This is a genomic window from Polymorphospora sp. NPDC051019 (genome assembly GCF_040683055.1).
In the GTDB taxonomy this organism is placed as follows: Bacteria; Actinomycetota; Actinomycetes; order Mycobacteriales; family Micromonosporaceae; genus Polymorphospora; species Polymorphospora lycopeni.
Genome location: NZ_JBFBCH010000009.1, coordinates 259,848 through 285,581 on the forward strand (window position 1 = coordinate 259,848; position 25,734 = coordinate 285,581).

General features: G+C 72.2%; 26 protein-coding genes, 1 tRNA gene and 1 riboswitch. Of the genes, 11 read left to right on the forward strand and 16 right to left on the reverse strand.

Going from position 1 to position 25,734, the window contains the following annotated elements:
* On the reverse strand, positions 1 to 1,277 hold a 1,277-nt coding region (locus tag AB0M79_RS18710), incomplete at its 3' end, for a HAMP domain-containing protein (RefSeq protein WP_364214854.1).
* A 198-nt stretch (positions 1,278 to 1,475) separates the two neighbouring features.
* Between AB0M79_RS18710 and AB0M79_RS18715 the strand changes: the two genes are divergently transcribed.
* A complete protein-coding gene (locus AB0M79_RS18715) occupies positions 1,476 to 3,536 on the forward strand; it encodes a SpoIIE family protein phosphatase (protein WP_364214979.1) in 2,061 nt (686 codons plus the stop codon).
* Between the two features lie 57 nt (positions 3,537 to 3,593).
* On the opposite strand, the gene AB0M79_RS18720 is transcribed toward AB0M79_RS18715, so the two are convergent.
* Positions 3,594 to 4,133, reverse strand: coding sequence for a DUF1772 domain-containing protein (locus AB0M79_RS18720; RefSeq protein WP_364214857.1), 540 nt, complete (start codon positions 4,131 to 4,133; stop codon positions 3,594 to 3,596).
* An 86-nt stretch (positions 4,134 to 4,219) separates the two neighbouring features.
* On the opposite strand from AB0M79_RS18720, the gene AB0M79_RS18725 reads away from it, so the two are divergent.
* On the forward strand, positions 4,220 to 4,924 hold the full coding sequence (locus AB0M79_RS18725; protein ID WP_364214860.1) for a helix-turn-helix domain-containing protein: 705 nt from the start codon (positions 4,220 to 4,222) through the stop codon (positions 4,922 to 4,924).
* Positions 4,925 to 4,940: 16 nt separating this feature from the next.
* Here the strand turns inward: AB0M79_RS18725 and AB0M79_RS18730 are convergent, their stop codons facing one another.
* A complete protein-coding gene (locus AB0M79_RS18730) occupies positions 4,941 to 6,239 on the reverse strand; it encodes an FAD-binding oxidoreductase (protein WP_364214863.1) in 1,299 nt (432 codons plus the stop codon).
* Between the two features lie 230 nt (positions 6,240 to 6,469).
* Between AB0M79_RS18730 and AB0M79_RS18735 the strand changes: the two genes are divergently transcribed.
* Positions 6,470 to 8,578: a S9 family peptidase gene (locus tag AB0M79_RS18735; RefSeq protein ID WP_364214866.1), complete on the forward strand. Its 2,109-nt coding sequence runs from the start codon at positions 6,470 to 6,472 to the stop codon at positions 8,576 to 8,578.
* A 77-nt stretch (positions 8,579 to 8,655) separates the two neighbouring features.
* Here AB0M79_RS18735 and AB0M79_RS18740 read toward each other — a convergent pair whose 3' ends face one another.
* Positions 8,656 to 9,600 carry a threonine/serine dehydratase gene (locus AB0M79_RS18740; RefSeq protein ID WP_364214869.1) on the reverse strand — a complete coding sequence of 315 codons (945 nt, stop codon included), beginning with the start codon at positions 9,598 to 9,600 and terminating at the stop codon, positions 8,656 to 8,658.
* Positions 9,601 to 9,746: 146 nt separating this feature from the next.
* Between AB0M79_RS18740 and AB0M79_RS18745 the strand changes: the two genes are divergently transcribed.
* On the forward strand, positions 9,747 to 10,640 hold the full coding sequence (locus AB0M79_RS18745) for a DUF4352 domain-containing protein (RefSeq protein WP_364214872.1): 894 nt from the start codon (positions 9,747 to 9,749) through the stop codon (positions 10,638 to 10,640).
* A gap of 2 nt (positions 10,641 to 10,642) precedes the next feature.
* Here AB0M79_RS18745 and AB0M79_RS18750 read toward each other — a convergent pair whose 3' ends face one another.
* From AB0M79_RS18750 to AB0M79_RS18775, 6 genes are read right to left on the reverse strand one after another with little or no spacing between them, the layout of a single operon-like run.
* Complete coding sequence (locus AB0M79_RS18750; protein WP_364214875.1) at positions 10,643 to 12,184, reverse strand: fused response regulator/phosphatase; 1,542 nt, start codon at positions 12,182 to 12,184, stop codon at positions 10,643 to 10,645.
* A 3-nt stretch (positions 12,185 to 12,187) separates the two neighbouring features.
* Positions 12,188 to 13,570 (reverse strand): sensor histidine kinase, encoded by a 1,383-nt coding sequence (locus tag AB0M79_RS18755; protein ID WP_364214878.1) that lies wholly within the window; start codon positions 13,568 to 13,570, stop codon positions 12,188 to 12,190.
* Positions 13,570 to 14,604, reverse strand: coding sequence for an ATP-binding SpoIIE family protein phosphatase (locus AB0M79_RS18760; RefSeq protein ID WP_364214881.1), 1,035 nt, complete (start codon positions 14,602 to 14,604; stop codon positions 13,570 to 13,572). Before AB0M79_RS18760 ends, AB0M79_RS18755 begins: the two co-directional genes overlap by 1 nt.
* Complete coding sequence (locus AB0M79_RS18765) at positions 14,592 to 15,011, reverse strand: ATP-binding protein (RefSeq protein ID WP_364214884.1); 420 nt, start codon at positions 15,009 to 15,011, stop codon at positions 14,592 to 14,594. The genes AB0M79_RS18760 and AB0M79_RS18765 overlap by 13 nt, the downstream gene beginning before the upstream one ends.
* The gene (locus AB0M79_RS18770) at positions 15,008 to 15,427 is read right to left on the reverse strand and encodes an STAS domain-containing protein (RefSeq protein WP_357540571.1); all 420 of its coding nucleotides are present in this window, start codon (positions 15,425 to 15,427) and stop codon (positions 15,008 to 15,010) included. Before AB0M79_RS18770 ends, AB0M79_RS18765 begins: the two co-directional genes overlap by 4 nt.
* A 1-nt stretch (position 15,428) precedes the next feature.
* A complete protein-coding gene (locus tag AB0M79_RS18775) occupies positions 15,429 to 16,292 on the reverse strand; it encodes an STAS domain-containing protein (protein ID WP_364214887.1) in 864 nt (287 codons plus the stop codon).
* A gap of 213 nt (positions 16,293 to 16,505) precedes the next feature.
* On the opposite strand from AB0M79_RS18775, the gene AB0M79_RS18780 reads away from it, so the two are divergent.
* Complete coding sequence (locus AB0M79_RS18780; RefSeq protein WP_357540567.1) at positions 16,506 to 16,868, forward strand: STAS domain-containing protein; 363 nt, start codon at positions 16,506 to 16,508, stop codon at positions 16,866 to 16,868.
* A 7-nt stretch (positions 16,869 to 16,875) separates the two neighbouring features.
* Here AB0M79_RS18780 and AB0M79_RS18785 read toward each other — a convergent pair whose 3' ends face one another.
* The gene (locus AB0M79_RS18785) at positions 16,876 to 18,183 is read right to left on the reverse strand and encodes an MFS transporter (RefSeq protein ID WP_364214891.1); all 1,308 of its coding nucleotides are present in this window, start codon (positions 18,181 to 18,183) and stop codon (positions 16,876 to 16,878) included.
* A gap of 49 nt (positions 18,184 to 18,232) precedes the next feature.
* On the opposite strand from AB0M79_RS18785, the gene AB0M79_RS18790 reads away from it, so the two are divergent.
* The 4 genes from AB0M79_RS18790 to AB0M79_RS18805 all read left to right on the forward strand — a co-directional run bounded on the left by AB0M79_RS18790 (position 18,233) and on the right by AB0M79_RS18805 (position 20,156).
* Entirely contained in the window at positions 18,233 to 18,943 is a 711-nt protein-coding gene (locus AB0M79_RS18790; protein WP_364214894.1) for an FCD domain-containing protein, read from the forward strand.
* A gap of 40 nt (positions 18,944 to 18,983) precedes the next feature.
* Positions 18,984 to 19,448: a large conductance mechanosensitive channel protein MscL gene (gene mscL, locus AB0M79_RS18795; RefSeq protein ID WP_364214897.1), complete on the forward strand. Its 465-nt coding sequence runs from the start codon at positions 18,984 to 18,986 to the stop codon at positions 19,446 to 19,448.
* A 48-nt stretch (positions 19,449 to 19,496) separates the two neighbouring features.
* Positions 19,497 to 19,730 (forward strand): hypothetical protein, encoded by a 234-nt coding sequence (locus AB0M79_RS18800; RefSeq protein ID WP_364214900.1) that lies wholly within the window; start codon positions 19,497 to 19,499, stop codon positions 19,728 to 19,730.
* Positions 19,731 to 19,811: 81 nt separating this feature from the next.
* Positions 19,812 to 20,156 carry a hypothetical protein gene (locus AB0M79_RS18805; RefSeq protein ID WP_364214903.1) on the forward strand — a complete coding sequence of 115 codons (345 nt, stop codon included), beginning with the start codon at positions 19,812 to 19,814 and terminating at the stop codon, positions 20,154 to 20,156.
* Here AB0M79_RS18805 and AB0M79_RS18810 read toward each other — a convergent pair.
* On the reverse strand, positions 20,125 to 21,375 hold the full coding sequence (locus tag AB0M79_RS18810) for a benzoate/H(+) symporter BenE family transporter (RefSeq protein WP_364214906.1): 1,251 nt from the start codon (positions 21,373 to 21,375) through the stop codon (positions 20,125 to 20,127). The two genes, AB0M79_RS18805 and AB0M79_RS18810, sit on opposite strands and share 32 nt — an antisense overlap.
* 65 nt (positions 21,376 to 21,440) lie before the next feature.
* Between AB0M79_RS18810 and AB0M79_RS18815 the strand changes: the two genes are divergently transcribed.
* Together AB0M79_RS18815 and thiD are read left to right on the forward strand one after the other, a co-directional pair.
* Positions 21,441 to 22,022: an XRE family transcriptional regulator gene (locus AB0M79_RS18815; protein ID WP_364214909.1), complete on the forward strand. Its 582-nt coding sequence runs from the start codon at positions 21,441 to 21,443 to the stop codon at positions 22,020 to 22,022.
* A gap of 54 nt (positions 22,023 to 22,076) precedes the next feature.
* A riboswitch (TPP riboswitch) is annotated at positions 22,077 to 22,175 on the forward strand.
* Positions 22,176 to 22,229: 54 nt separating this feature from the next.
* Entirely contained in the window at positions 22,230 to 23,099 is an 870-nt protein-coding gene (thiD, locus tag AB0M79_RS18820; RefSeq protein WP_364214912.1) for a bifunctional hydroxymethylpyrimidine kinase/phosphomethylpyrimidine kinase, read from the forward strand.
* Here the strand turns inward: thiD and AB0M79_RS18825 are convergent.
* The 4 genes from AB0M79_RS18825 to AB0M79_RS18840 form a co-directional block, all read right to left on the reverse strand.
* Entirely contained in the window at positions 23,096 to 24,166 is a 1,071-nt protein-coding gene (locus AB0M79_RS18825) for a P1 family peptidase (protein ID WP_364214915.1), read from the reverse strand. The two genes, thiD and AB0M79_RS18825, sit on opposite strands and share 4 nt — an antisense overlap.
* 73 nt (positions 24,167 to 24,239) lie before the next feature.
* The gene (locus AB0M79_RS18830; RefSeq protein WP_364214918.1) at positions 24,240 to 24,707 is read right to left on the reverse strand and encodes a hypothetical protein; all 468 of its coding nucleotides are present in this window, start codon (positions 24,705 to 24,707) and stop codon (positions 24,240 to 24,242) included.
* Positions 24,708 to 24,753: 46 nt separating this feature from the next.
* Positions 24,754 to 24,826, reverse strand: a tRNA-Lys gene (locus tag AB0M79_RS18835).
* 146 nt (positions 24,827 to 24,972) lie between these two features.
* On the reverse strand, positions 24,973 to 25,581 hold the full coding sequence (locus AB0M79_RS18840; RefSeq protein WP_364214921.1) for a histidine phosphatase family protein: 609 nt from the start codon (positions 25,579 to 25,581) through the stop codon (positions 24,973 to 24,975).
* Positions 25,582 to 25,734: the final 153 nt, after the last annotated feature.

The following is a 25,734-nucleotide window of genomic DNA, read 5'->3' on the forward strand; positions in this document are numbered from 1 at the left end:
TACTTCAGCTCCAGGATCTCGCCCCGGGCGTCGACCGTGATCTTCTGCGACAGGTCGCCCTTGGCCACCGCTGTCGACACCTGTGAGATGTTCCGGACCTGTGAGGTGAGGTTGCCGGCGAGCTGGTTGACGTTCTCGGTGAGGTCGCGCCACGTGCCGGACAGGCCACGCACCTGGGCCTGACCACCGAGCTTGCCCTCGATACCGACCTCGCGGGCCACCCGGGTGACCTCGTCGGCGAACGACGACAACTGGTCGACCATCGTGTTGACGGTGTCCTTGAGTTCCAGGATCTCGCCCTGGGCGGCCACGGTGATCTTCTGCGACAGGTCGCCGTTGGCCACCGCCGTCGACACCTGGGCGATGTTCCGCACCTGGGCGGTCAGGTTCGACGCCATCGAGTTGACGCTGTCGGTGAGGTCCTTCCACGTGCCGGCGACGTTGGGCACCTCGGCCTGGCCGCCCAGCTTGCCCTCGGTGCCCACCTCGCGGGCCACCCGGGTCACCTGCTCGGCGAAGAGCCGCAGCGTGTCGGTCAGCGAGTTCATCGTGTCGGCCAGCTCGGCGACCTCGCCGCGCGCCGACACGGTGATCTTCTGCGACAGGTCGCCCCGGGCCACCGCGGTCGCCACCTGCGAGATCGACCGCACCTGGTGGGTCAGGTTGGAGGCCATCGTGTTGACCGAGTCGGTCAGGTCCTTCCACGTGCCGGCGACGCCGCGTACGTCGGCCTGGCCGCCCAGCTCGCCCTCGGTGCCCACCTCCCGGGCCACCCGGGTCACCTCGTCGGCGAACGACGAGAGCTGGTCGACCATCGTGTTGACGGTGCGGCCGATGCGCAGGAACTCGCCGCGCAGCGGCCGGCCGTCGATCTCCAGGTGCATGTGCTGGGAGAGGTCGCCGTCGGCGACCGCGACGATGACCCGGGCGATCTCGGTGGTCGGCCGACCGAGGTCGTCGATCAGGGAGTTGATCGCCCGCTGGCCGTCTGCCCACGCGCCGTCGAAGCCCTCCTCGTCCAGCCGCTCGGTGAGCCGGCCGTCCCGCCCGACGATCCGGCTGATCCGCCGTACGTCGAGGTTCTGCCGCTCTTGCAACCCGACCACCTCGTTGAAGGCGTCGACGACCTCGCTGCCGACACCGGTGCGCCGGGGCAGCCTCGTCTTCAGCTCGCCCCGGCGGACCCTGCGCAGCGCCTCGGCCAACTCGTCGAGCAGGACAGCTTCCTCGGACCGGGTCGGGTCGGCGGCCGGGGCCTGCTGTTTTGCCGTCGTCATCGCGCCTCGCTCAGTTCTGGGACAGGGCAGCACGTCCACCGGCCGTTTCTTGCCGGCCGGTACCTCATCATTGCTCCTTTGCGGCGCCGAGTGCGAGCGTGACCATGCCTGGGCGTACCCGGTCGGGTGCCCGGCTTGGAGGATCAGGGGCCGCCGGTGGAGGATGCAGGGGTGTCAGCGGAGACCGGACAGGGCCCGATGGGCGCGGACGAGCACGTCCGCAGGGTTCGGCTCCCCGCCGACCGGCGTACGCCGGCGGCCGCGCGGGCCGTGGTGCGATCGGTGCTCGCCGACGCCGACCTCGACGAACTGCTCAACGAGGCGTTGCTGCTGACCACCGAACTCTCGACCAACGCGGTCATGCACGCCAAGACCGAACTGGACATCGAGGTGGTCGCCGACCCCGCCGGGCTGACCGTGACGGTCACCGACTTCGCGGCCGGCCCCTTGGAAACAGTACGGGTCACTCCGAAAAATGACCATACGGACATATCCGAAGTGTCGGAGCGGGGACGTGGCCTGCTGCTCGTCGACCACTTCTCCAGCCGGTGGGGCACCACCCACCTGCCGACCGGCAAGGGCGTGTGGTTCCGGCTCGACCGCAAGGGTGGTCCGGCGGCCGATCCGCCGCCGGCCGACCACCGGCACAATCCCGGCCCGTCACCCACCCCGACGATCACCACCGCCGCGGAGCCGAGCGACGCCCCGAGCGCCGGCGCGATGAACGCGCTGATGCACGTCGCCCCCGACGCCTACGCCGACGACACGCTGTCCGACTTCGCCGGCGCGCTGCTCGCCCGGGTCGCCGAGATGGTCGGTGCCGCCGGTGGGGCGGTCCGCCTCGACCGTGGCGACGGCGCGGGCGCCCAACTGCTCGCCCGGTACGGCCGGCACCCGCGTCCCGAGGACGACCTGGTGCGCGTCCCGCTCGCGGTCAACCGGCCGTACTCCGGCGAACTGGAACTCGACGCCGCGCCCTCCGGGTATGCCCGGCCGCTGGCCGCGCTCGTCGCCGAACGGCTCTCCCTGCACCTGGAGAACGACCGGCTGCGCCGGGCCGACGTACGCCGGCAGACCTGGTTGACGTTCCTCGCCGAGGCCAGCGAACTGCTCGCCCAGTCGCTCGACGTCGAGCTGACCATGGCCCTCATCCCGCAGCTCGTGGTGCCGCGGCTGGGGCAGTGGTGCGCGGTGCACACCACCGACGAGTGGGGACGGCTGCACCTGGCGGCCGCCAGCCACGCCGACGAATCTGTCCTGCCCCAACTGCACGACCTGCTCAAGGAGAACGGCTCCGACTCGCTGCACGGGCGGCTGCGCGAGGCGTCGCGGTCCGGTTCGCAGGTGCCGCTCGGCGCGCCGATGGACGGGATCGCCGTACCGCTGATCGCCCGGGGCCAGCGGCTCGGCACCCTCGCGGTCGGCCGGCACCAGCGGCACCGGCACGACCCCGACGAGGTGGCCGTCCTCGAAGACGTGGCCCGGCGGGCCGCGCTGGCCATCGACAACGCGCGGATCCACGACGAGCGTCGCCGCATCGCGCACACCCTGCAACAGTCGCTGCTGCCGCCGGTGCTGCCGGTGGTCGAGGGCATCGGCTTCGCCGCCGAATACGTCCCGACCGGCGACACCGCCGCCGTCGGCGGCGACTTCTACGACGTCGTACCGCTGCCCGACGGTCGCTGGCTGGTGGTCATCGGCGACGTGTCCGGCAAGGGCGTACAGGCCGCTGCGGTGACCGGGCTCGTCCGGGACGTCATCCGGGTGCTCGTCGGCGACGGCAAGCCGCTGCCCGAGGCGCTGGCCCGGCTCAACAAGACCCTGGTCGAGCGCGGCGGCGGACGCTACTGCACGCTCGCCCTCGCGGCGGTCGGCCGGGCCGGCGACGGACTGCTCGACGTGTCGCTGCACCTGGCCGGTCACGACCGGCCGGTGCTCGTACGCACCGACGGCCGGGCCTCGTTCGTCGGCACCGGCGGCACCGCCCTCGGGCTGCTCGACACGATCGCCTCGCCGTCGGTCGGAGTGCCGCTGCGCCCCGGCGACGCGCTGGTGTTCTACACCGACGGGGTGACCGAGCGGCGGCGCGGCCGGGAACTGTTCGGCACCGAACGGCTGCGCGACGCCGCCGGGCCGCTCGCAGGATACTCCGCCGACGTGGTGGCGGCCCGGCTGCGCAGTGCGACGCTCGGCTTCTCGGTCGAGTCGCCGCGTGACGACATCGCGATCCTGGTCATCCGCAACGACGGCACCGCCTGATCCGTCGGCCGGTCGGCCGGATGATTCGAAACCCTCGACCGTTCGCGGGATTCGGGTTCAGTGCCGTCGGGTCGCGGCGGGTGGGTCCTCGGGCTGACGCGGCGCGCTGACGCCGGCGCCGTCGGACGCTGCCCGGGGCTGGTCGACGGCCTGCGCGAGCAGGAGACAGGCGAAAGCCGCCAGCGCCAACACCGTCCGGACCAGATGCAGGGACCACCAGCGGTCGCGCAGGTCCGACCAGGTGCCGGGAGGCTCGTCGGGGTGCCACGAGTCCGCGATGTCGTTGAGCGGTTCCAGCCAGGTCACGGTCAGGACGATGACGCCGATCGTCAACCCGGTGGCGGCGAGGCTCAGGACGAAGGTGAGCCCGCCGCGCCGGTAGGACAGGGTGGAGGTCGCCACCAGCAGGGCGACGCAGGTCAGCAGCAGCACCGGCATGGCCCTGCCGTAGTCGCCGTTGAGTGCCTGCCAGTACCTGACGTACGCGGGTCCGGGCAGCTCGCGCAGGGACGGGGCGAGCACGGCGAAGATCAGGCCGCCTGCGAACAGGCCGAGTAGCAGTGCCGCCGCGGTGCGCGCGATGGCCAACAGGCTCACGGGTTCCGCCCTCCACCCACCAATTAACAGGAACAACATACTTTCATTAGAGGTAGATCTAATCAACTCTTTGACAGGATGGGGCGGTGCGCAAGGAGACGAAGCGGCGCTACACCAGCGACCTGCGCCAGGAGCAGGCCGCCGCGACCCGGCAGCGAATCGCCGAAGCGGCCCGCGAGTTGATGCTGGAGCACGGATACGCCGGCACGACCATGGCGGACGTGGCCCGCGCCGCCGGCGTGGCCGTGCAGACGCTGTACTCGTCCTGCCCGGGCGGAAAGCCGGGCCTGGCCCGGCTCGTCTACGACGTCACCCTGGCCGGTGACGCCCAGCCGGTGCCACAGAGTGACCGACCGCAGGTGCACGCGATCATCGCCGAGCCCGACCCGAGCCGGAAGCTGGAGCTCTATGCCGCCATGGCGACGGCCATCTTCCAGCGGATCGGCGCGGTGCACCGCGTGCTGCGGGCGGCCGCGGGTGCCGGGCCGGGCGACGCCGGCATCGACGAGTTGCTGACCGACACCGAGCGGCAGAGGCTGGTCGGCAGCCGGGGGCCGGCCGACCACCTGTCCCAGGTGGGCGCTCTCCGCGCGGGGCTGACCGTCGACCGCGCGGCCGCCCACATCTACGCGCTGACCTCGATCGAGGTTTTCGAGCGCCTCACCGGGATCTGCGACTGGAGCGCCGCCGAATACGAGAGATGGCTGGCCCGGACGTTGATCGACACCCTGCTGGCCCCGCGGGACGGGTGCGCCCCGGCGCACGGGACGAGCCCGCCGCCGCCCGGCTAGCCGGGCGGCCTCCCGATCAGCGGCTGCCGGGGAAGCGGCCGGGGGCGAGCCGGGCGTGCGGGTCGAAGCGGTGCTTGATCCGTCGCAGCAGGGGCAGGGTGGCCAGGTCGCCCCACAGGTCGACGGCTTCCCTGATCGGCGTCGGCGCGGCGACCACCACGCAGGTGCCACCCCGGCCGAGCAGCACTCCGCGCACCGCGGCCAGGATCGCGCTCACCCGTTCCGGCGGCAGCCGGCCGGGCAGGGCCGCGTGCACGACGCCGACCCCGGCCGAGCCGCGTACGGGCACGGCGGAGCCGGCGGCGTCGCGCAGCGCGTAGATGGCGGCGTGCAGGTCGCCGACCGGCACGTCGAGTTGCAGCGCCACGTCGCCCGGACCGAACGGGTAGCGCCGCCACCAGTCGGGCGGCCCACCGTAGGCCTGCGCGTCCCCACCGGCGACCGCGACCAACTCGGCGACCCGCTCGGCCACCTCGGCGGGGCCGCCTTCGACCAGCATCGACAGGGTGCCGGGGCCGGCCGGCGGGTGGGCCGGCCGGTTTCCGGCGCCGAGCGCGGGCGTGGCCGGGCGCAGGTCGACCTCGATCGCGGCCGGCGCCAGCCCGGCCTCCCGTACGTCGCGCACCACGTCGTGCATCTCCAGCGGTGTCCAGACCGAACGGGACACCCAGACCCGGCTGGCCGGGGTCGGCTGGACCCGCAGGGTGGCCGACACCACGACGCCGAGCGCGCCGAGTGAACCGCAGAGCAGCCGGGCCGGGTCGGGCCCCGGCGTCCACGCCGCCGACCAGCCCTCCGAGCGGGTGACCGCGCCGGACGCGTCCACATAGCTGAGTCCGACCAACTGGTCGGCCGGGGTGCCGTGCAGTTGGCGCAGCGGGCCGGCCTCGTCGGCGGCGACCACGCCGCCGACCGTCGCGCCGGGTGACGGCGGGTCGAGCGGCAGTCGCTGGCCGACCCGGTCGAGTGCGGCCTGCACCGCCCGCAGCGGGGTGCCGGCGCCGATCTCGGCGACCAGTTCGTCGGGGGTGCCGTGCCGGATGCCGGCGAGCCGGCCGGTGTCGAGGACGATGTCGACCGGAGCGGCCGGCGCTCCCCAGTCGATCTTCGAACCGGCCCCGCGGGCGACCACGGACAGGTCTTCCTGCGCCGCGATCCGCAGCACGGCGGCCACGTCGTCGACCGATCCGGGTGCCGCCACCCACCGGGCCGGGGCACCGGCCACCAGATCGGCCGGTCCGGCCGGCCGGGCGAACCGGGCTCCGCAGATGTCGCCCAACCGCCGCACCAGATCGGGACCGCTCGCCGGTGTCATCGTGACCTCATCCCCGTAACGCCTCGTCATCCCCCGCAACGCCTCGTCAGCCCGCATACCGGTGGCACGTGACGTGGACCGGGAGTGGGTGGCGGGACAACCGAATCAACCACCACCGATCGTACACATGTTCGAACGAGTCGCAACGGACGTGCGTCCGCCGGGGCGAACGCGTGGGGCCCGCGTGCGCGGCACGTGTGGTGGCGACGGCGGGCGGTAACGTGGCCGTCGTGACGACTGAGACGCCCGCCACCGCCGCCCCCGTCGCCAAGCGGGTGCCCACCGAGCGCACCCACCACGACGACACCGTCATCGACGAATACGCCTGGCTCGCCCGCAAGGACGATCCGGAGACGATCGCCTACCTGAAGGCGGAGAACGAGTTCACCGAGGCCAGCACCGCCCACCTGGCGGCCCTGCGCGAGACGCTGTTCGCCGAGATCAGGCAGCGCACCCAGGAGACCGACCTGTCGGTGCCGACCCGCAAGGGCGGGTACTGGTACTACACCCGCACCGTCGAGGGCCAGCAGTACGGCATCCAGTGCCGCCGGGCGATCCGCGACGGCGAAACCGATCCGCCGATGCCCGACGACGGGGCGCCGCTCGACGGCGAGGAGATCCTGGTCGACGGCAACGCCCTCGCCGAAGGCCACGACTTCTTCGCGCTCGGCACCTTCGACCTCAGCCCCGACGGCAACCTGCTGGCATACTCGACGGACTTCGCCGGCGACGAGCGGTTCACCTTGCGGATCAAGGATCTGCGGACCGGCGAGGTGCTGCCCGACGAGGTGCCCGACACGTTCTACGGCAGCGCCTGGTCGGCCGACGGCTCCACGCTGTTTTACATCACCGTCGACGACGCGTGGCGGCCGCACCGGGTCTGGCGGCACGCGGTCGGCAGTCCCGCCGCCGACGACGTCGTCGTCTACGAGGAGACCGACGAGCGCTTCTGGGTCGGCATCGAACTGACCCGCTCGGAGAAGTTCGTCGTCATCGACGTACACAGCAAGCTCACCAGCGAGGTACGGGTCATCCCGGCGAGCGACCCGACCGGCGAGCCGATCGTCGTCGCGCCGCGCCGGCAGGGCGTCGAATACTCCGTCGAGCACCACGGGCACCGGTTCCTGATCCTGCACAACGACGGCGCCGAGGACTTCGCGCTGGCCTACACGTCGGCCGACGCGCCCGGCGACTGGGCGCCCATGATCGAGCACTCCCCCGGCACCCGGCTGGAGTCGGTCGACGCCTTCGCCAACCACCTGGTCGTCTCGATGCGCAAGGACGGCCTCACCGGGCTGCGGGTGCTGCCGATCGGCAGCACCGACACCTTCGACATCGACTTCCCCGAGCCGCTCTACAGCGTCGGGCTGTCCGCCAACCCTGAATACGACACCAACTCCGTCCGGCTGTCGTACACCTCGCTGGTCTCCCCCGATTCGATCTACGACTACGACCTGGTGACCCGCCGGCTGACCCTGCGCCGGCGCAAGCCGGTGCTGCCCGGCCCGGACGGGCGGCCGTACGACCCGGCCGACTACGAGCAGCACCGCGAGTGGGCCCTCGCCGACGACGGCACCCGGATCCCGGTCTCGCTGGTCTGCCGGGCCGGCACCCCGCGCGACGGGTCCGCGCCGTGCGTGATCTACGGCTACGGCTCGTACGAGGCGAGCATGGACCCGTGGTTCTCGGTGGCCCGGCTGTCGTTGCTCGACCGTGGGGTCATCTTCGCGGTGGCGCACGTGCGCGGCGGCGGCGAGATGGGCCGCCGCTGGTACGAGGACGGCAAGATGCTGACCAAGAAGAACACCTTCACCGACTTCGTGGCGGCGGCCCGGCACCTGGTGAAGAGTGACTGGACGTCGAGCGCCCGACTGGTGGCGCGGGGCGGTTCGGCCGGTGGGCTGTTGATGGGCGCGATCGCCAACCTGGCGCCGGACGCCTTCGCCGGCATCGTCGCGCAGGTGCCCTTCGTCGACGCGCTCAACACCATCCTGGACCCGTCGCTGCCGCTCACCGTCACCGAGTGGGAGGAGTGGGGCAACCCGCTGCGGGACCCGGAGGTCTACGCCTACATGAAGTCCTACACGCCGTACGAGAACGTGGCGGCGGTGGACTATCCGGCGATCCTGGCGGTCACCAGCCTCAACGACACCCGGGTGCTCTACCACGAGCCGGCCAAGTGGGTGGCCCGGCTGCGGGCGGTCGCACCGGAAGGCTCCTACCTGCTGAAGACCGAGATGGGTGCCGGTCACGGCGGCCCGAGCGGCCGCTACGACGCGTGGAAGGAAGAGGCGTTCGTCAACGCCTGGATCCTCGACCACCTGCTCCCGCCGGCCTGACGGTTCCCCCACGATCTTGCACTTGTCTCCCCCGTTCGCCCTGTTTGTCGGGCGACAAGTGCAAGATCGCGGGGCGTTCAGAGGGTGGCCAGGGTGGCCAGAAGAGCGGGGTCGATGTTGCCGCCGCTGACCACCGCGACGGTACGGCCACCGGGCAGTTCGTCCGCCCGGAACATCCGGGCCGCCGTGGTCACCGCCCCGCTCGGCTCCACCACCAGGCGCGCCTCGCGCACCAGCCGGGCGTTGGCCGTCCGGATCTCGTCCTCGGTGACGGTCACGATCCCGTCGAGATGCCGGCTCAGGTGGGCGAGGGTGAGTTCGGACAGGTTGGTACGCAGCCCGTCGGCGCTGGTCCGGTAGGTGTCCGCGAGGTCCCAGACGACGACCTCGCCGGCGGCGAGCGAGTCCCGGGCGTCCGCCGCGTACTCGGGTTCGACGCCGACCACGGCGACGTGCGGGGCCAGCGCCTTGACGGCGGTGGCGACCCCGGAGGCCAGCCCGCCGCCGCCGACCGGCACGAGCACCACCTCCACGTCGGGCGCCTGCTCGAGGATCTCCAGCCCGACGGTCCCCTGGCCGGCGATGACCGACCGGTCGTCGAAGGGCGGGACGAGCGTCAGCCCGCCCTCCGCCGCGAGCCGCCGGGCCTCGGTGAGCCGCTCGGCCGGCGGGACGATCACCACGGTGGCGCCGAGGGCGCGCACCTGGTCGATCTTGATCGCCGGGGCACCATCGGGGATGACGACGGTGCAGGGTGCCCCGGCGGCACGGGCGGCATAGGCGAGGGCCTGGCCGTGGTTGCCGGACGAGTGGGTGACCACCCCGCGGGCACGGGCGTCGGGGGTCAGCGAGGCGACGGCGTGGGTCGCGCCCCGTAGCTTGAACGACCCGACCGGCTGCAAGCTCTCGGCCTTCAGCGCCAGGCCGTCGTCCCACCGGCAGGGCACGAGCGGGGTACGCAGGGTCACGCCGTCGACCGACGTGGCCGCGGCTCTGATCTCGTCGAGGGTCACCAGTCGCATGCCCACCACTATGCGGGCGCCCGCCGGGCCGGCGCGCGGTCCAGTCCGGCCCGCGTGGACCGTGCCGCCGCCTTGGAACCGTTTCACGGGATAGCCGGACCACCTGAGCCTAGAATCGGGCAAAGCGCGCGATTCGGGGGACCGCGATGAGCAGGCACGATCCGGCCGGCAGCGACCCGACGGACCCGGGGCAGGCCAGCCGTCCCGGGCCAGGCGACCAATCCCGGCCCGCCGACGGGCCGGGGCCGACCACCCCGTCCGGCCCCGCCCCCGGCCAGCCCGGCCCGTCCGCGACCGGCCAGCCCGGCCCCGGCCCGACCGGCGGCAGCCCGTCCGGGCCCGTACCCGGTCCGGCCGGACCGAACCGGCCACCGGACTGGTCCACACCGGAGACCGCGGCCACCGCACCACCACTCGGCGGCGGCCCGCCCCCGCTCCCGCCGCCCGACCTTCCCCCACCCCCCGACCTGCCACCCCCGTACGGCCAACCCCACCAGCCGCCCCCGGAACGCCGCGGCCGGCTCGCCCTGATCATCACGATCGTGGCCGTCGTACTCCTCTGCTGCTGTGTCGGGGTGGTGGTGAGCGCGCTGATCTGGGGACGCGACATCTACGACGACGCGCGCGACCGTGGCGGGCGTACGGTCGGCATCAACCAGCCGGTACGCGACGGCGACCTGGAGTTCCGGGTGACCGGCCTGGAATGCGGCATCGGGCGGATCGGCGACCTGTTCGTCAGCCAGAGCGCCGCCGGCCAGTTCTGCCTCGTCGACCTGGTGGTACGCAACGTCGGCGACCGCCCGGCCACGTTCTCCGACAGCCTCCAGAAGGCGTACGGCCCGACGGACAAGCAGTTCGGCGCGGACAGTAGTGCCGGCGCGCTCGCCAGCATCGACCAGCAGGTCCTCCCCGGCCCGCTGAATCCCGGCAACCAGGTCACCGGCGTGCTCGTCTACGACATCCCGCCGGACGCCCGGATCGTCCGCCTCCGGCTGCACAGCTCGAAGGATTCGCCCGGGGTCACGGTCCGTACCGAGTGACGTCAGTGCCGGCGGACGGCGACGACCGCGATGTCGTCGTGGATCTCGGGAGCGGCCAGCTCGACCAGCAGGCGGTCGCAGAACCGGTCGAGGTCCGGCTCGACCGTCGTCGCGCAGGTCGCCAACGCCCGCATCCCCTCGTCGATGTCGGCGTCGCGCCGCTCGACGAGCCCGTCGGTGTAGAGCACCAGGGTCGCCCCGGGCGGCAGGGTGAACTCCAGGTCGTCGGGGCGTCCGGCCCGTACGCCGAGCAGCGGCGCCCGCCGCTCCAGGTAGTCGACGCCCCCGTCGGTCACCAGCAGCGGCGGGAGGTGACCGGCGCTGGCCATCCGGATCCGCCCGGTCTCCGGGTCGAGCAGCAGCAGGCAGATCGTGGCCAGTTCGCCCGGCAGCAGGGTACGTAGCAACTCGTCGACGCGTTCGAGGACGGCCCCCGGCTGGTGTCCCTCCACCGCGTACGCCCGGACGGCGTGCCGTACCTCGGCCATGACCGTGGCGGCGTGCAGGGAGTGTCCGGCGACATCGCCGATCGCGACGAGCAACTGCCCGCCGATCATCGCCAGTTCGTAGAAGTCGCCACCGATCTCGGTCTGCGCGCTCGCCGGCTCGTACCGTACGGCGAGGTCCAGGCCGGCGATCTCGGGGATGTGGCGGGGCAGGAGGCTGCGCTGGAGGGTGATCGCGATGCGGTGTTCCTCGTCGTACGACCGCTGCGCCTCGACCGCGGCCGCGACCGCCTGCGCCAGCTGGCCGAGCACCGGCACACCGGGCAACGGCCCGCTCGCCGGCACCACGACGTACAGCGGGGGTCGGTCGGCCCGCAGCCGCGCCGAGGCGACCGCCACCTTCTCCTCCGGCCAGTCCAGCACCGCCCACCGGTCGCACGGCTCCTCGCGCACGCTGGAGCCGACCGCGATGTCCGGTTCCTGAACCTTCCAGGGACGCACCCACGGCTCCGAGCCGGGTCCGGTGGTGACTGCGGCCAGGCATTCCCCGTCGCCGCTCTCGGCGGCGACCAGTGCCGGCGAGCCGTAGATCCGGGCGGCCCCGGCGGCGGCCGCCTCCAGCAGTTGGAGCAGCGTGGACGCGGAGTTGACCGCGAGCGTCGTGTCGGCGAGCAGGCTGAGCCGGCGGACGAGCAGTTCGGCCCGCTGCCGGGCCCGGTAGTAGCGCAGCACCGCCTGGGCGGTGGCGACCAGTTCCTCGGGCTCGATCGGTTCGGCGAGATAGGCGTCGGCGCCCCGGGTCAGCCCCTGCGCCCGGTCGGCGACGTCGACGGCGTGCGCGGACACGTGGATGACCGGCAGGGCGGCATGCCGCGGATCAGACTTGATCTTCTCGCAGACGTCGAGCCCGTTCATGTCCGGCAGCCGTACGTCGAGCACGACGAGGTCGATCGGCAGCTCGCCGACCATGGCCAGCGCCTGGCCGCCGGTTTCCGCCTCGACGACCTGGTAGCCGGCCCGGGTCAGCCAGTTGACCAGCAGGTAGCGCTTGGTGACGCTGTCGTCGACCACCAGCACGGTCGCCGCTTCGGTGTCCACCGGTCAGGCCCCGTCGCCGACGGTGGGCAGGAAGAGGGTGAAGGTGCTGCCGTGCCCCGGTTCGCTGGTCAGCTCCAGCGATCCGCCGAGCAGGGTCGCCAACCGCCGCGCGTACGGCAGGCCGAGGCCTGTTCCCGGCTTCGCAGTGCCCGGCACCTGGTAGAACTCCTCGAAGATCCGCTGGTGCAGCTCGGCAGGGATGCCCAGGCCGGTGTCGACGACCGACACCCGCCAGCCGCCGGCCGCCGTCTCGGCACACATCCGGACCTCGCCACGCTCGGTGAACTTCAGCCCATTGTGCAGCAGATTCCGCAGTACGCGGGTGAGTAGCACCTCGTCGGAGCGGATGACCGACGGTGCCGGCGGGTCCTCGACCTCCAGCCGTACGTCCGGGGTGGTCAGGGCCCGCAGGGTGCCGCGCAACTGGCCGAACACCATCCGCAGGTCGATGTCGGACCAGTTGGGCTCGATCCGGCCGGACTCGGCCTTGGCGAGGTCGAGCAGGTCGTTGACGAGCGACAGCAGGTCTGCCGCCGACGACCGGATCAGTTCCACGTGGGTCGCCTGCTGCGGGGTCAGCGGGTCCGAGGCCGGATCGGCCATCAGCCGCCCGAGCCCGATGATCGCGGTGACCGGTGCCCGCAGTTCGTGGCTGACGTTGGCCAGGAACCGGCTCTTCGCCTCGCTGGCGGCCCGCAGTTGCGACGACTTCTCGTCCAACTCGGCGTAGAGCGCGACGACGCCGCGGTTGGTCTCCTCCAGCTCTTCGGAGAGCTGCCCGTACAGCGCCATCACGCCCCGGTTGGTCTCCTCCAGTTCCTCGTTGAGCCGGGCCAGGTGGTCGCGGTGGGTGCGTACCTGCTCGAGCGCGGCAAGCAACTGCTCGTTCTGTACGGCCAGTTCGTCGAGCGGGGTCCCCGGCAGGCTGCCCTCGAGTTCGGCACGCAACTCCGCGATCCGCTCCGGGGTCGGCGGCGGCGCGGTGGTCGGGAAGCGGCGCGACATCCGTACGACCGCGGTCGTCTCGTCGTCGTCCATCTCCAACGTGTCCACCAATCGTCCGACCGCGGCGAGGTGCCCGCCGGGCAGGTCGCCGACCCGTACCGTCGCGGCCGATCGCACCTCGATCCGCAGTACCGGTCGAAGATCTCCTGTCTGGGCGAAGAATGCCACGTCGGCGGGACTGCCGCACGACAACAGGAGCCGGCCCACCTCGCTGAGCGCGGTGGCGATCCGGATCTGGTCCTGGTGTTCGAATCCGACGGCGTCGGCCACCTCACGGCCGCGCTGACGTACGACGAAGATGTCCTGCTCGACCCGGAGTGTCATCGACAGGATCAGCGTGGCGTCGGCCCCGGGCGACCCCGCGCTGTCCGGGCCGCTCATCAGGGTGTCCGGGCGACGAGTACGCAGGCGTCGTCCCGCCGTACGCCGGCGTCGCGCAGCATGGTCGCGGCGATGAGCTGCGGGGCCCGGGTGAGCAGGCCGGGATAGTCGTCCACCCGCCACCGGTCGGCGACCCCGTCGGAGTGCATGATCACCACCCCGGTGGGCGGCAGCGGGTACTCGTATTCACGGACGACGCGGCGCTGGTGACCGGCGATGCCGGGCATCGACACCATCCCCCGGCGGCTGCTCCCGTCGATGACCACACCGGCGATGTTGCCCAGCCCGGCGTAGCGGACGACGGCGGTCGGGGCGTCGAGTTCGGCGACGGCGACCGCGGCGCCACGGGTGTGCCCGATCGCCCGGTGCAGATGCTCGACGAGCGCGGCCGGCGGCACCGCCGGTGCGGTGTGGAAGGCGGAGATCGCGGCGGCGGTGGCGGCCGCGGCGAGCGGCCCGTGCCCGAGCCCGTCGCAGACCAGGAGCTGGTGCCGCCCCTGTATGACCCGGACGGCGAAGCCGTCTCCGCTGACCGTCTCGCCGGTCAGCGGCCGGATGACGCCACCGGCCCAGGCGGGGGTCGGCACCGGCCCGGGCCACACCTGTACGGCGAGTACCGTGCCGCGCCCGGGCACGCTGTGGGCGTCGAACCAGCTCGCCTGGCGGGCGATCGAACCGAGGCCGATGCCGAGCGTGCCGGCGGTGGAGTGGCCGTCGCGGGCGGAGTGGGCCAGGTCGGCCATGCCCGGCCCGGAGTCCACCGCGATGATCTCGATCCCGGCGGCGTCGTCGGCGCGTACCGGGCGCAGCAGCAGCACACCCTCGTCGGCGTGCTTCACCAGGTTGCTGGTCAGTTCGGCGGCGGCGATGGCCAGCGCGGCGGTAGGGCCGGCGCCGAGGCCGATCTGGCCGGCGAGCCGTTCGGCGGCCCGCCGTACGGCGCTGGCGCTGCTGGCCTCCTCGACGCGGAACCAGACACCCTCGTCGCCCAGTCTCTCCGGGTTCGCCACGGTTGCTCCGATCAGCGGGACCATTTGGTCACCGTGACGCGGGTGCCTCGGCCCACCGCGGTCTCGATGTCGAACTCGTCGACCAGCCGGCGGGCGCCGCTGAGGCCCAGGCCCAGCCCGCCGCCGGTGGTGTAGCCGTCGGTCAGTGCCAGGTCGAGGTCGGTGATTCCCGGCCCCTCGTCGGCGAAGGCGATCTGGATCCCACGCCGGCGGCCGTTGTCGACCACGGTGACCGACACCGCGCCGCCGCCACCGTAGACCAGGGTGTTACGGGCGAGTTCGCTCGCCGCGGTGACCAGCTTGGTCTGGTCGACCAGGGAGAGTTTGACCGCCACCGCGACCGTACGCACCAACTGCCGGACACGTACGACGTCCTCGTCCGCGGCGATCGTCTGCGTCTGGGTCTGGCCGGTCTCGAGCCCGGCGGTCATGGCGACTTCGCCACCGGCTCGGCCTCGGTCGAGTCGATGTCCTCGTCGTCGTACTCGAGTTCGTCGTCGGACCGGGCGAGCAGTTCGATGCCGCGCTCGACGTTGAGCGCGGTGCGGATCCCGTTCAGCGACAGGCCCAGCTCGACGAGGGTGATCGCCACGGCGGGCCGCATACCGACCACGACCGTCTCGGCGTCGAGCACCTTGGAGATCGACGCGATCGTGGCGAGCATCCGGCCGACGAACGAGTCGACGATGTCCAGGGCGGTGATGTCGATGATCACGCCGTGGCAGCCGGTCTGCACGATCCGCTCGGCCAGGTCTTCCTGGAGCTGGACGGCGGTCTGGTCCTGCATGTCGATCTGGATCGAGACCAGCAGGATGTCGCCGATCTTCAGAACCGGTACGCGTTCCACGTCAGTGTGCCTTCCGCGCCGCACGGCGGCCGGCTTCGATCCCGGTCAGCCGGAGCACGTGTCGCAGGGCGTCGGCGAGGGTGGCCTTGGTGGCGATGTCGCCGAACTCGATGCCCAGGGCCACGATCGTCTGGGCGATCTGCGGGCGGATGCCGGAGATGATGCAGTCCGCGCCCATCAGCCGGGCGGCGACGACGGTCTTGAGGATGTGCTGGGCGACCTGGGTGTCGACGGCCGGAACGCCGGTGATGTCGATGATCGCGTACGGCGAGCCGGTGTCGACCAGCGTCTGGAGCAGCCGCTCCATCACTACCTGGGCCCGGGCCGAGTCGAGGGTGCCGACCAGCGGTACCGCGACGACGCCCTCCCAGAGCTTGACGACCGGGGTGGACAGTTCGAGCAACTGTTCGGCCTGGTCGGCGATCAGTTCCTCGCGCGCCTTGGCGTACGTCTCGAAGGTGAACAGCCCCATCTGGTCGACGAAGGTGCCGAACGCGACGTAGTCCCGCAGGTTGGTCGGATCCGCGTTCCGGACGTCGATCAGGTCGAGCAGGACCTCCTTCAGCGCGAAGACGCTGACCGCCGTCTCCGTGGCGCTGAAGCCCTGGCGGGCCCGGCTGCGGGACAGGTCGACGAGCACGGCCCGCAGTTCGCCGGCGGATTCGGCGCCGAGGTCGACGCCGCCGGCGCCGAGCGTGGTCTGGAGGCCTCGGTGCAGATCCTCCACCTGCCGATGGAGTTCGGCCCGGCTCTGCCGCCCGCGCAGCGAGGCGGACACCAGTTCGGTCCAGCGGTTGACGATCTGCTCGGTGTGCTGCGTGAGCAGGGCGGCCAGCCGGCCACTCGCGTCCGCGTCCAGTGCCATCGCTGCCTCCCTCGCTCCCTGGTCACCCGCCGACGAACGGCCGGGTCGGACCGGGCGGACTCTATCACCGCACCCTGCGGCGTTAGTTGCTACACATCAATGATTCTCCCGGACGTCATCACCGGTCACTTCCGCCCCGCCGGACGCCCCGCCCCATCTGGGACGGATGGCCGATCGTGGAGTAACGTTCGGACGATAAGCGGGAGGTCGCGAATGTCGTTGACGGTGCACACGGAGCAACAGGGCAATCTGGTCGTCGTGTCGGTCGCGGGCGAACTCGACATGGCGACGGCGCCGCAACTGCAGGACCAGATCACCGATCTGCTCGACAAGGGCCGTAACCGGCTGGTCTTCGACCTCGCCGAGGTCTCGTTCTGCGATTCGACCGGCCTGTCGGTCTTCGTCCGGGCGAAGAACAGTTGCGACGAGACCGGTGGGGTGGTGCGGCTGGCCGCGCCGCAGCGCGGCGTGCTGCGCATCCTCGAGGTCAGTGGTCTGGTCGAGGTGCTCCAGACCTATCCGACGGTGGCCGAGGCGGTCGCCGACGGCAGCACCGCCAAGCCCGCCGCCGGCTGACCGCCGCTCACCGCGGTCGGGCGGCCACGGCGCCAGGCTCGTCCTCCAGGAAGCGGGGCCGGGCCAGCGCCAGCCCGGCAAGCGTCTGCACGACCACCGCGACCAGCAGAAGTGCGATCGGCAGGTGCCAGCCGCCGGTCGCCGCGTAGAGCATGCCGACCAGCAGCGGGCCGAGCGCCGCGATGGCGTACCCGGTGCTCTGCGCGAACGCGGACAGCGCGACCGTGCCCTCGGCCGTCCGGGCCCGCAGGCCGATCGTCGCCAGCACCAACGGGAACGCCCCGTGTCCGATGGCGAGCAGGGCCACCCAGAGCAGGGCGCCCTCGTACGGCAGGAACGCCAGCCCCAGGTAGCCGGCCGCCATCGCCGTCGACAGCAGGAGGACCGCCGGTCGCAGCGCCCCCGGCCGGGTGGCCACCGAAGGCATGATCAGCGCCACCGGGATACCGAAGGCGGTGACCAGCGCCAGCAGCAGACCGGCGTACTGCGCCGAGTAGCCGGCGTCCCGGAACATCTGCGCCAGCCAGCCCATCGCCGCGTACCCGCCCAGCGACTGCACCCCGAAGTAGAGCGCCATGGCCCAGCCGAGCCGGGTCCGGGCCGGCCGGATCCGGCCGGTGGGGGCCGCGCCGGTCGAGGCCGGTGGCCGGGTACGCCGCAACGCGGCCGGCAGCCAGGGCAGGAGCGCGACCGCGGCGAGGAACGCCCAGGCGCCGAGCCCGACCCGCCAGGAGCCGAACGCGTGCGCGACCGGCACGGCGGCCGCGGCCGCGGTCGCCGTGCCGATGGTCAGCGACATCGAGTACGCCCCGGTGACCAGCCCGGCCCGGGCCGGGAAGTACTGCTTCACCAGCATCGGCAGCAGGATGTTGGCGATGGCGACACCGGCCAGCGCGACGGCGGTCAGCGCCACGAAGGCGTACGGGTTGCCGGTGAGGACCCGCAGCACCTGCCCGGCGGCGAGGACGGCCATCGCGACGGCCAGCAGCCGGGCCGGCGAGATCCGGCGGACCAGCCACGGGGTCGTCGCGCCGAGGACGGAGAAGGCGATCGCCGGCATGGTGGTGATCAGGCCGGCCATCGCCCCGGACGCGCCGAGTCCGACCCGGACCTCGTCGAGGAGCGCGCCCAGGCTGGTCACCGCCGTACGCAGGTTGAGCGCGACGAGCAGGATGCCGACCAGGATCACCAGACCGCCCCGGACCGCCGGCCCGCTCCCGGTGCTGCCGTCGGCGGGCGGGCCGGCGACGGCGGTCAGCGGCGGTTCCACGCGAGGGGCGGCCGGCACGGCGAGCGAGGTGGGTGGCGGGGTCATACCGGCGACCATACAATCATGGGATGATTTTCGGCCGAGGCTGTAACCGATGACACTGCCACCGGCGGGGCCGCGTGCCGGCGCCCGGCAGACCCTCGTCCGCCAGGTCATCGACCAGCTCAACGAGCAGGTGACCAGCGGCGCGTGGCCACTCGGCAGCAAGATCCCGACCGAGCCACAGCTCGTGGAGTCGCTCGGCGTGGGCCGCAACACGGTCCGCGAGGCGGTCCGGGCCCTCGTGCACGCCGGCGTCCTGGAGTGCCGGCAGGGCTCGGGGACCTACGTCACCTCGACCGACGAACTGTCCGGTGTGGTCGCCCGCCGGCTGGCCCCCACCGCGGCCCCGGAGGTCGTCCGGGCCGCCCGGGCCGCCGAGGCCGTCGAGGTACGCCGGGCGTTCGAGGTCGAGGCGGCCCGGCTCGCGGCGCTACGACGTACGCCGGAAGACCTTGCCGCACTCGACGCCGCGCTGACGGCGCGGGAGGCCGCGTGGGAGTCCGGCCGGCCGGAGGTCTTCGTGGCCGCCGACGCGGCCCTGCACACGACGATCGTGGCCGCGGCACACAACACGATGCTGGCCGAGCTGTACGCCTCGTTCGGTACGGCGATGCGCGCCACGCTGACCGAGGCGATCGGGCCGGAGCTGCACCCCGACCGGTACGTCGACCACTCCGCACTGGTCGAGGCGATCCGGGCCGGCGACACCGAAGGGGCGACGCGCGAGGCGGGTGCTTTCCTGGAGACCCCACTGCGGGCATAGGTTGTCGATCGACAGCGGCAATCTTCCCCGGAGGTTGGGAATGCTCAAGGGCTTCAAGGACTTCATCCTGCGCGGCAATGTCGTCGACCTGGCGGTCGGTATCGTGATCGGCGCCGCGTTCACCGCGGTGGTGACGCAGTTCACGAAGTCGTTCCTCGAACCACTGATCCGGGTGGTCACCCTGCTGGTCACCGGCGGGGACGGGTTGGACCAGACCGCGCCCGAGTTCCGGGGCATCCCGTTCGACTGGCCGGCGTTCATCAACGCGGCGATCACCCTGTTCCTCACCGCCGCGGTGCTCTACTTCCTGGTGGTCATGCCGATGAACAAGCTCGCCGAGCGGCGCAAGCGGGGCGAGGAGCCGCCGCCCGCGGCGCCGAGCGAGGAGGTCAAGCTCCTCACCGAGATCCGCGACGCCCTGGTCGCCGCCGGCCGGGTGCCGGGCCGCGACAGCGACGCCCTCGACCGCCTGATCAACCGGGAGCAGCCGCCGGCCCAGCGCTGACGCCGGGGCGCCGACCATTGTCGAACACCTGTTCGATAGGGTCCGCGCATGGAGCAGCGAAAGCACTGGTGGAACGGCAAGTGGGGACGACTTGCCCGGCGTGACGTCTACCTTCGCGCCGACGGCGACCGGTGGCACGTGGAGCAGCGCGCGGGGGGCGCCGAGGGCGTCTCCCGCTTCTACGAGTTCGACAGCGAGGACGACGCCCTCGACGCCGTACGCGCCCTGCTCGACGGTCCCGGCACCTGGCGGGAACTCTCCGCCCGCCCGACCGCCTGGTGAACGGGACGGCCCGGTGAAGGGAATGGCCCGGTGGGCGCGGCCGCCGGGTTTGGCGGCATCCGCCCGGGGTACCGAGGCGCCATGCGAGCACCAGTCGATCCGCCGTTCGCCGAGGTCGAGTCCGGAATGCGCGTCGTCGACGCGACCGGGGCGGAGATCGGCCGGGTCGCCGCGTCCCGGCCCGGCGACCCCAACGCGGTGACGCTGCAGGCGCCGCCGGACGGCGCCGGTGAGGGCCTGTCCGAGGTCGAGACACCGGCGGCGCCGGACGTGCCCCCGGATGCCGCCGCCCGCCTGCTCCGGGCCGGATACCTGCGCGTCGACGGCACTCCCGACCACTACGTGGCGGCCGACCAGATCGCCGAGGTGACCGGCGACGTCGTACTGCTCAAGGTCAGGACGGATCAGCTGACGTCCGGACGCTGAGCGGCTGCGGTTCGGTGCGCTCCGGCGTCGTGGCCGGCTTCGGCGCGGGCGGCTCGGCGGCGACGCGGTTGCGGCTACGCATCAGCAACAGCATGAACCCACCGGCGACCAGCCCCCAGAACGCCGCCCCGATCCCCAGCACCGACAGGCCGGACGCGGTCACCACGAAGGTCACCGCCGCCGCCTCCCGCCCCTCGGGCGCGGCCACCGCCGCGGCGAGGGCGGAGGCCAACGCACCCAGCAGCGCGAGCCCGGCCACCGCCTCGACCAGCACCGGCGGGGAGAGCAGCACGAACGCCGTGGCCAGCCCGGCCGTCAGCCCGAGTACGACGTAGCCGATGCCCGACGTCATCGCGGCGATCCACCGGCGGTCCCGGTCGGGGTGGGCGTCCGGGCCGGCCACCAGGGCGGCGGTGATCGCGGCGAGGTTGATGACGTGACCACCGGCGGGCGCCGTCAGGCCGCTGGCGATCCCGGTGCCGACCAGGATCGGGCGCAGCGGCGCCCGGTAGCCGTAGTTGGACAGGACCGCCATGCCGGGCACGTTCTGCGAGGCCATCGTGACGACGAAGAGCGGCAGGGCGACGCTGACCAGGGCGGACACGTTCCAGGTCGGCGCGGTGAACTCGAGGACCGGCAGCAGGGCCGCCCCGGTCAGGCCGCCGGGCGGGCCGGACACCGCGATCGCGGCGACGGCCACGACGAGCGCGGCGGGCACCGCCCACCGGCGGGCGAACCGGGTCAGCAGCGCCCAGGTGAGGATCACCGGCGCCGCCATCAGCGGTACGTCGATCAGCGCCCGGACCGGGGCGATGCAGAGGCTGAGGAGTACGCCGGCCAGCATGGCACTGGCGATCGGCTGCGGGATGGCGGCGATCCAGCGCCCGAGTGCCGGGAACAGGCCCGCCGCCACGATGAGCAGCGCCGAGACCAGGAACGCGCCCACGGCCGCCGGGAACCCGCCCTCGACCGCCCCGGTCGACACCAGCAGGGCGGCCCCCGGGGTGGACCACGCGACGCTGATCGGCAGCCGGTGGCGCAGGCTCAGCCAGATCGCCACCAGCCCCATCACCACACAGAGGGCGAAGAGACCGGAGGCGGCCTGTCGCTCGGTGGCGCCCACGGCGCGCAGCCCGGCGAGCACCACCGCGAAAGAGCTGGCGAAGCCGACGAGGGCGGTCACCACACCGGCCAGCACCGGTTGCGCCAGGCGTTCCATCGACGGTCCTCCCCATGACCAGGCCGTTCCGCAAACGGAACGCTCCGGTCATGCACCATAGCCGGATGGATTCGCGTCGTACAAGCCGCCGACCGGCGGTCGACGGAGGCGGCGAGGGCGCCGAGGTCGGCCGGCGGGTCCGCGAACTCCGGGAGGCGCGGGGCGTCTCCCTCTCCGCCCTGTCCCGACGCGCCGGCGTCGGCAAGGCGACCCTGTCCGGCCTGGAGAACGGCACCCGCAACCCGACCCTGGAGACGCTCTACGCGGTGACGGCCGAACTCGGGGTTCCGCTGGCCGCCGTACTCGCCGCCCCCGGCACGGATGCCGCGACGATCCGCGGTACGGCGGTCGAGGCGACCCTGCTCCAGGTCTTCGACGAGGGCGACGTCACCTTCGAGCTCTACCGGATGCGGGTGCCGCCCGGACCACCGCAGACCTCACCGGCACACCAGCGGGGTGTGACCGAACACGTCACCATCTTCAGTGGACTGCTCCGGGCCGGCCCCGTCGGCGCGCCCGCCCTCGCCGGCACCGGCCAGCACATCACCTGGATCTCCGACGTACCCCACGTCTACGGCGCGGTCGGCAACGACGAGGTCCACGCGAGCCTGCTGATCCGCTACCCCGGCCGGTCGCGACGCCCGTAGCCGGGCCACCCGGTCTCACGGCTCGTACCCGGCCCGCGGGCTGGATACGATGTCGGCAGTGACACGGGGTGCCCGCCCTTCGAGCGGGCTGAGATCACACCCGTCGAACCTGATCTAGTTCGTACTAGCGAAGGGATGTCCGGGTGAGCCCACGCCTGTCCGCCATTGCCCGGTGCGCCGCCGCTCCCTTCAGGAAGGCGTGCGGCCATGCACCCGACTGACCCGACCGACCACCGGCAGACACCACGCGTCCTCTCCATCGCGGGTACGGACCCGACCGGCGGCGCCGGAATCCAGGCGGACCTGAAGAGCATCGCCGCCAACGGCGGATACGGCATGGCGGTGGTCACCGCCCTGGTCGCCCAGAACACCATGGGAGTCCGCTCGGTGCACATCCCGCCGGTCGAGTTCCTCACCGAACAACTCGACTCGGTCAGCGACGACGTCGAGATCGACGCCGTGAAGATCGGAATGCTCGCCAACTCGACCATCATCGAAGCGGTCGCCGACTGGCTCCGCCGGCAGCGGCCGCCGGTCGTGGTCCTCGACCCCGTCATGGTCGCCACCAGCGGCGACCGGCTGCTCGACGAGCGCGCGGTCGACGCGATCCTGGACCTCGTCCGGCACGCCGACCTCGTCACGCCCAACATCCCCGAACTCGCCGTCCTCGCCGACGAGCCCACGGTCTCCCGGTGGAACGACGTACTCGAGCAGGCACACCGGGTGTCCGCCACGTACGGCGTCACCGTCCTGGCCAAGGGCGGGCATCTCGCCGACGGGTCGGCCTCCGACGCCCTGGTCGACGCCGGCGGGCGACTGTCCGGCGGCCGGGACCTCTTCGAGTTCCCCGGTGAGCGGATCGAGACGACCAACACCCACGGCACCGGCTGCTCGCTGTCGTCGGCGCTGGCGACCCTGCGCCCGCAGGCACCCGGCTGGGAGCATGCCGTCGACCGGGCGAAGCGCTGGCTGACCGAGAGCATCACCCACGGCGCGGCCCTGCGGGTCGGCCACGGCAACGGCCCGATCAGCCACTTCGCCGGCCTGTGGGCCGGCCAAGACGGAGCGTGGTCCTAGCCCGTACCGGCCACACCACGCTCACCGAGCAGCGCGAGCAACCTGTCGTGCGGGACGGCATACCTGACGTGGCCGTTGAACCCGACCGTGGTCGTCGCCATGAACAGCGAGTTCAGCAGCGCCTCCTCGGTCGCCTCGAGGACGGCGGTGAACAACGGATCCACATCGGACTCCGGCAGCACCGGCAGGCCCGGTTCGGCCGTGGCGAACGCCAGCGCGTAGTCTCCGCTGCCGCTGGTGAAGTCCGACCCGACCCGGCCCATCGCGAAGATGGCGCGCCGGGCGAGGCGGCCGAGCTGGCGCGCGTCCAGGCGGGCGTCGGTCGCGACCACGATGACGCAGGAGTTGCCCGGATGCTCCGCGGCCGCCCCAGGCGCCGCTCCTGGCGTCGCCGGTGCCACCGGTACGCCCATCCGCTCGCGCGACACCGGCACCCCGCACACCCGCAGTACGCCGGAGAAGTTCGACTGGACGAGGACACCGACGGTCGCCGCTCCGCGCGAGGTCGTGGTCACCCGTGACGACGTACCGATTCCGGCCTTGAACCCCAGGGCGCCGGTGCCGGTGCCGGCGCCGACACACCCCTCGCCCGGCAGCCCACCGGTGGCACCGTGCAGGGCGGCGAGCACGTGTTCCTCGGTCACCGGCCGCGCCCGGATGTCGGAGAGGAAGCCGTCGTTGGTTTCGGCGACCACCGGGTTCACCGACTGCGCGTCCTCCCGCCCGGGCAACCCCAGCAGGTACGTCACCAACGCGTCCGCGACCCGGAACGTCGACAGGGTCGCGGTCAGCAACACCGGTGTCTCGATCTCGCCCAGCTCGGCTACCTGGGTCGAGCCCACGATCTTGCCGTACCCGTTCCCGACCGACAGCCCGGCCGGCAGCGCCGCCCGGGTGAACAGCTGCTCCGGTACGACCGCGGTCACCCCGGTACGGATGCTGTCGCCGGCCACGATCGTGGTGTGACCGACCCGTACGCCGCTCACGTCGGTGATGGCGTTGTGGGCGCCCGTCGGCAGCACACCGATCTCGATACCGAGCTGTCGGGCCCTACGCGGTTCCTGCACGGCTGGACGCCTCCCGAATCATGGGTACTGTCGGCGAGCTCCCACACACGACGACCGGATGCTCCCGACCAGGTCAGGAAGGCGCCGCCGCGAGGTGGTCGCGTAAACGTTCGACGAACACCGTCACCGCTCGTGGATCAGGCGTCTGTCCGGCCTGGAACATTGCCATCTGCAGTGCCGGCCCGAACCGGTCGTGGCCGTCCATGTCCTCGCGCCGTACCGGCTGGACGACGAAGTGGATGTGCCCGGGCCTGCCGTCGGCGTGCGACCACAGGCACACGTAGACCTGCTCCGGGCTCGTCAACGCCGTCACCGCGGCGGCCATCCGCCGCAGCAGTGGGCCGAGTTCCGAGCTCTCGCCATCGGTCAGCTCGGCGACCTGCACGACGTGCCGCAGCGGCTTGACGATCAGGGTGCCCACACCGAGGGGACCGACGCAGTGCTCGACCACCCAGTGCGCCGTCCGGTGGATGCGACCCCCTGGTACGGATGTCCGGCCTGCGGTGAGGTCGCAGGCCAGACATCCGACGACGTCGTCCATCCGAGCCTCCAGACCGGCGCCGGCGGACGGTCGCCTGGATCCCGAGTGGGCCGCCAGGGACTCGAACCCTGAACCTATGGATTAAAAGTCCACAGCTCTGCCTATTGAGCTAGCAGCCCGCGCCGACCAGGCTACCTGACCGGCGCCCAGCGGTCGCACAGTTACTTCCCCCACGGGTTCACGGTGGCTCGGATGAGGGGTTGTGCCTACCGACCGTGGCAGCCTGCCGGTGTGCGGTCGCCGGCCTGCCGACGTGTCGAGGTGGCTAGACGTGCTGGTCCGGCGGAAAGCCGGTCCAGCGTAGTGCGGCGGGAAGGTGCCCCATGTCGTTGAAGAGCACCAGTGCCGGCGGGCGATCCGGGCGGTACAGGATCGTGGTCAGGGCGCAGTTGCCCTGGTTGAGGCCGAGCCACCGCCACTCGGGGGCGTCGAGGGCGTGCCGGATGAACCAGCCGATCAGGAAATTGTGGGTGACGATCAGCTCATGGCTGGCCGGGTCGGCGCCGCCGGCCGTGGCTGGTACGCCGTACCGCTGGATGGCGGCGTTCGCCAGCTCCGCTCCCGTCGCGTAGTCCTCGGTAGAGAGCCCGTCGAGAAACCTGGCGTACACATCGGGCAGAGCCTGCGGATCCGGAACTGGCGGGATGTAGTCGCCCACCAGTTCAGAGGATTCGACCGGGACGCCAGGCAGGTGCTCGCAGATCACCTGTGTCGTCTCCACCGCGCGAAGCAGCGGACTGTGATGGATGGCGCTGATCGGGAGTGACGCCAACCGCTGCCCCAACATCGCGGCCTGCTGCCGGCCGCGATCGGTCAGCGGGCCGTCGGCCAGGGCCTCACCGTGTCGCGCCAGATGTAGAAAGCGATCTGCCATGCCGCCTCCCGCGATCGCACCGTTGTCCCCTGATCATCTACGGTCCGACCATTCAAACGCAAAAATGGTTGTGGGCCACCCGGAATCGGATGGCCCACAACCATGAAGAAGTCCGGCGGTGTCCTACTCTCCCACACCCTCACGAGTGCAGTA

What these genes read in the sequence shown, in the direction of transcription:
- AB0M79_RS18730 (WP_364214863.1), bottom strand. Translation starts at nt 6,239, where the DNA reads ATGACACCGGCGAGCGGTCCCGATCTGGTGCGGCGGTTGGGCGACATC.
- thiD (WP_364214912.1), top strand. Translation starts at nt 22,230, where the DNA reads ATGCACCCGACTGACCCGACCGACCACCGGCAGACACCACGCGTCCTC.
- AB0M79_RS18785 (WP_364214891.1), bottom strand. Translation starts at nt 18,183, where the DNA reads ATGACCCCGCCACCCACCTCGCTCGCCGTGCCGGCCGCCCCTCGCGTG.
- AB0M79_RS18790 (WP_364214894.1), top strand. Translation starts at nt 18,233, where the DNA reads ATGACACTGCCACCGGCGGGGCCGCGTGCCGGCGCCCGGCAGACCCTC.
- AB0M79_RS18815 (WP_364214909.1), top strand. Translation starts at nt 21,441, where the DNA reads ATGGATTCGCGTCGTACAAGCCGCCGACCGGCGGTCGACGGAGGCGGC.
- AB0M79_RS18745 (WP_364214872.1), top strand. Translation starts at nt 9,747, where the DNA reads ATGAGCAGGCACGATCCGGCCGGCAGCGACCCGACGGACCCGGGGCAG.
- mscL (WP_364214897.1), top strand. Translation starts at nt 18,984, where the DNA reads ATGCTCAAGGGCTTCAAGGACTTCATCCTGCGCGGCAATGTCGTCGAC.
- AB0M79_RS18840 (WP_364214921.1), bottom strand. Translation starts at nt 25,581, where the DNA reads ATGGCAGATCGCTTTCTACATCTGGCGCGACACGGTGAGGCCCTGGCC.
- AB0M79_RS18830 (WP_364214918.1), bottom strand. Translation starts at nt 24,707, where the DNA reads ATGGACGACGTCGTCGGATGTCTGGCCTGCGACCTCACCGCAGGCCGG.
- AB0M79_RS18810 (WP_364214906.1), bottom strand. Translation starts at nt 21,375, where the DNA reads ATGGAACGCCTGGCGCAACCGGTGCTGGCCGGTGTGGTGACCGCCCTC.
- AB0M79_RS18715 (WP_364214979.1), top strand. Translation starts at nt 1,476, where the DNA reads ATGGGCGCGGACGAGCACGTCCGCAGGGTTCGGCTCCCCGCCGACCGG.
- AB0M79_RS18740 (WP_364214869.1), bottom strand. Translation starts at nt 9,600, where the DNA reads ATGCGACTGGTGACCCTCGACGAGATCAGAGCCGCGGCCACGTCGGTC.
- AB0M79_RS18800 (WP_364214900.1), top strand. Translation starts at nt 19,497, where the DNA reads ATGGAGCAGCGAAAGCACTGGTGGAACGGCAAGTGGGGACGACTTGCC.
- AB0M79_RS18765 (WP_364214884.1), bottom strand. Translation starts at nt 15,011, where the DNA reads ATGACCGCCGGGCTCGAGACCGGCCAGACCCAGACGCAGACGATCGCC.
- AB0M79_RS18775 (WP_364214887.1), bottom strand. Translation starts at nt 16,292, where the DNA reads ATGGCACTGGACGCGGACGCGAGTGGCCGGCTGGCCGCCCTGCTCACG.
- AB0M79_RS18780 (WP_357540567.1), top strand. Translation starts at nt 16,506, where the DNA reads ATGTCGTTGACGGTGCACACGGAGCAACAGGGCAATCTGGTCGTCGTG.
- AB0M79_RS18805 (WP_364214903.1), top strand. Translation starts at nt 19,812, where the DNA reads ATGCGAGCACCAGTCGATCCGCCGTTCGCCGAGGTCGAGTCCGGAATG.
- AB0M79_RS18760 (WP_364214881.1), bottom strand. Translation starts at nt 14,604, where the DNA reads ATGGTCCCGCTGATCGGAGCAACCGTGGCGAACCCGGAGAGACTGGGC.
- AB0M79_RS18755 (WP_364214878.1), bottom strand. Translation starts at nt 13,570, where the DNA reads ATGAGCGGCCCGGACAGCGCGGGGTCGCCCGGGGCCGACGCCACGCTG.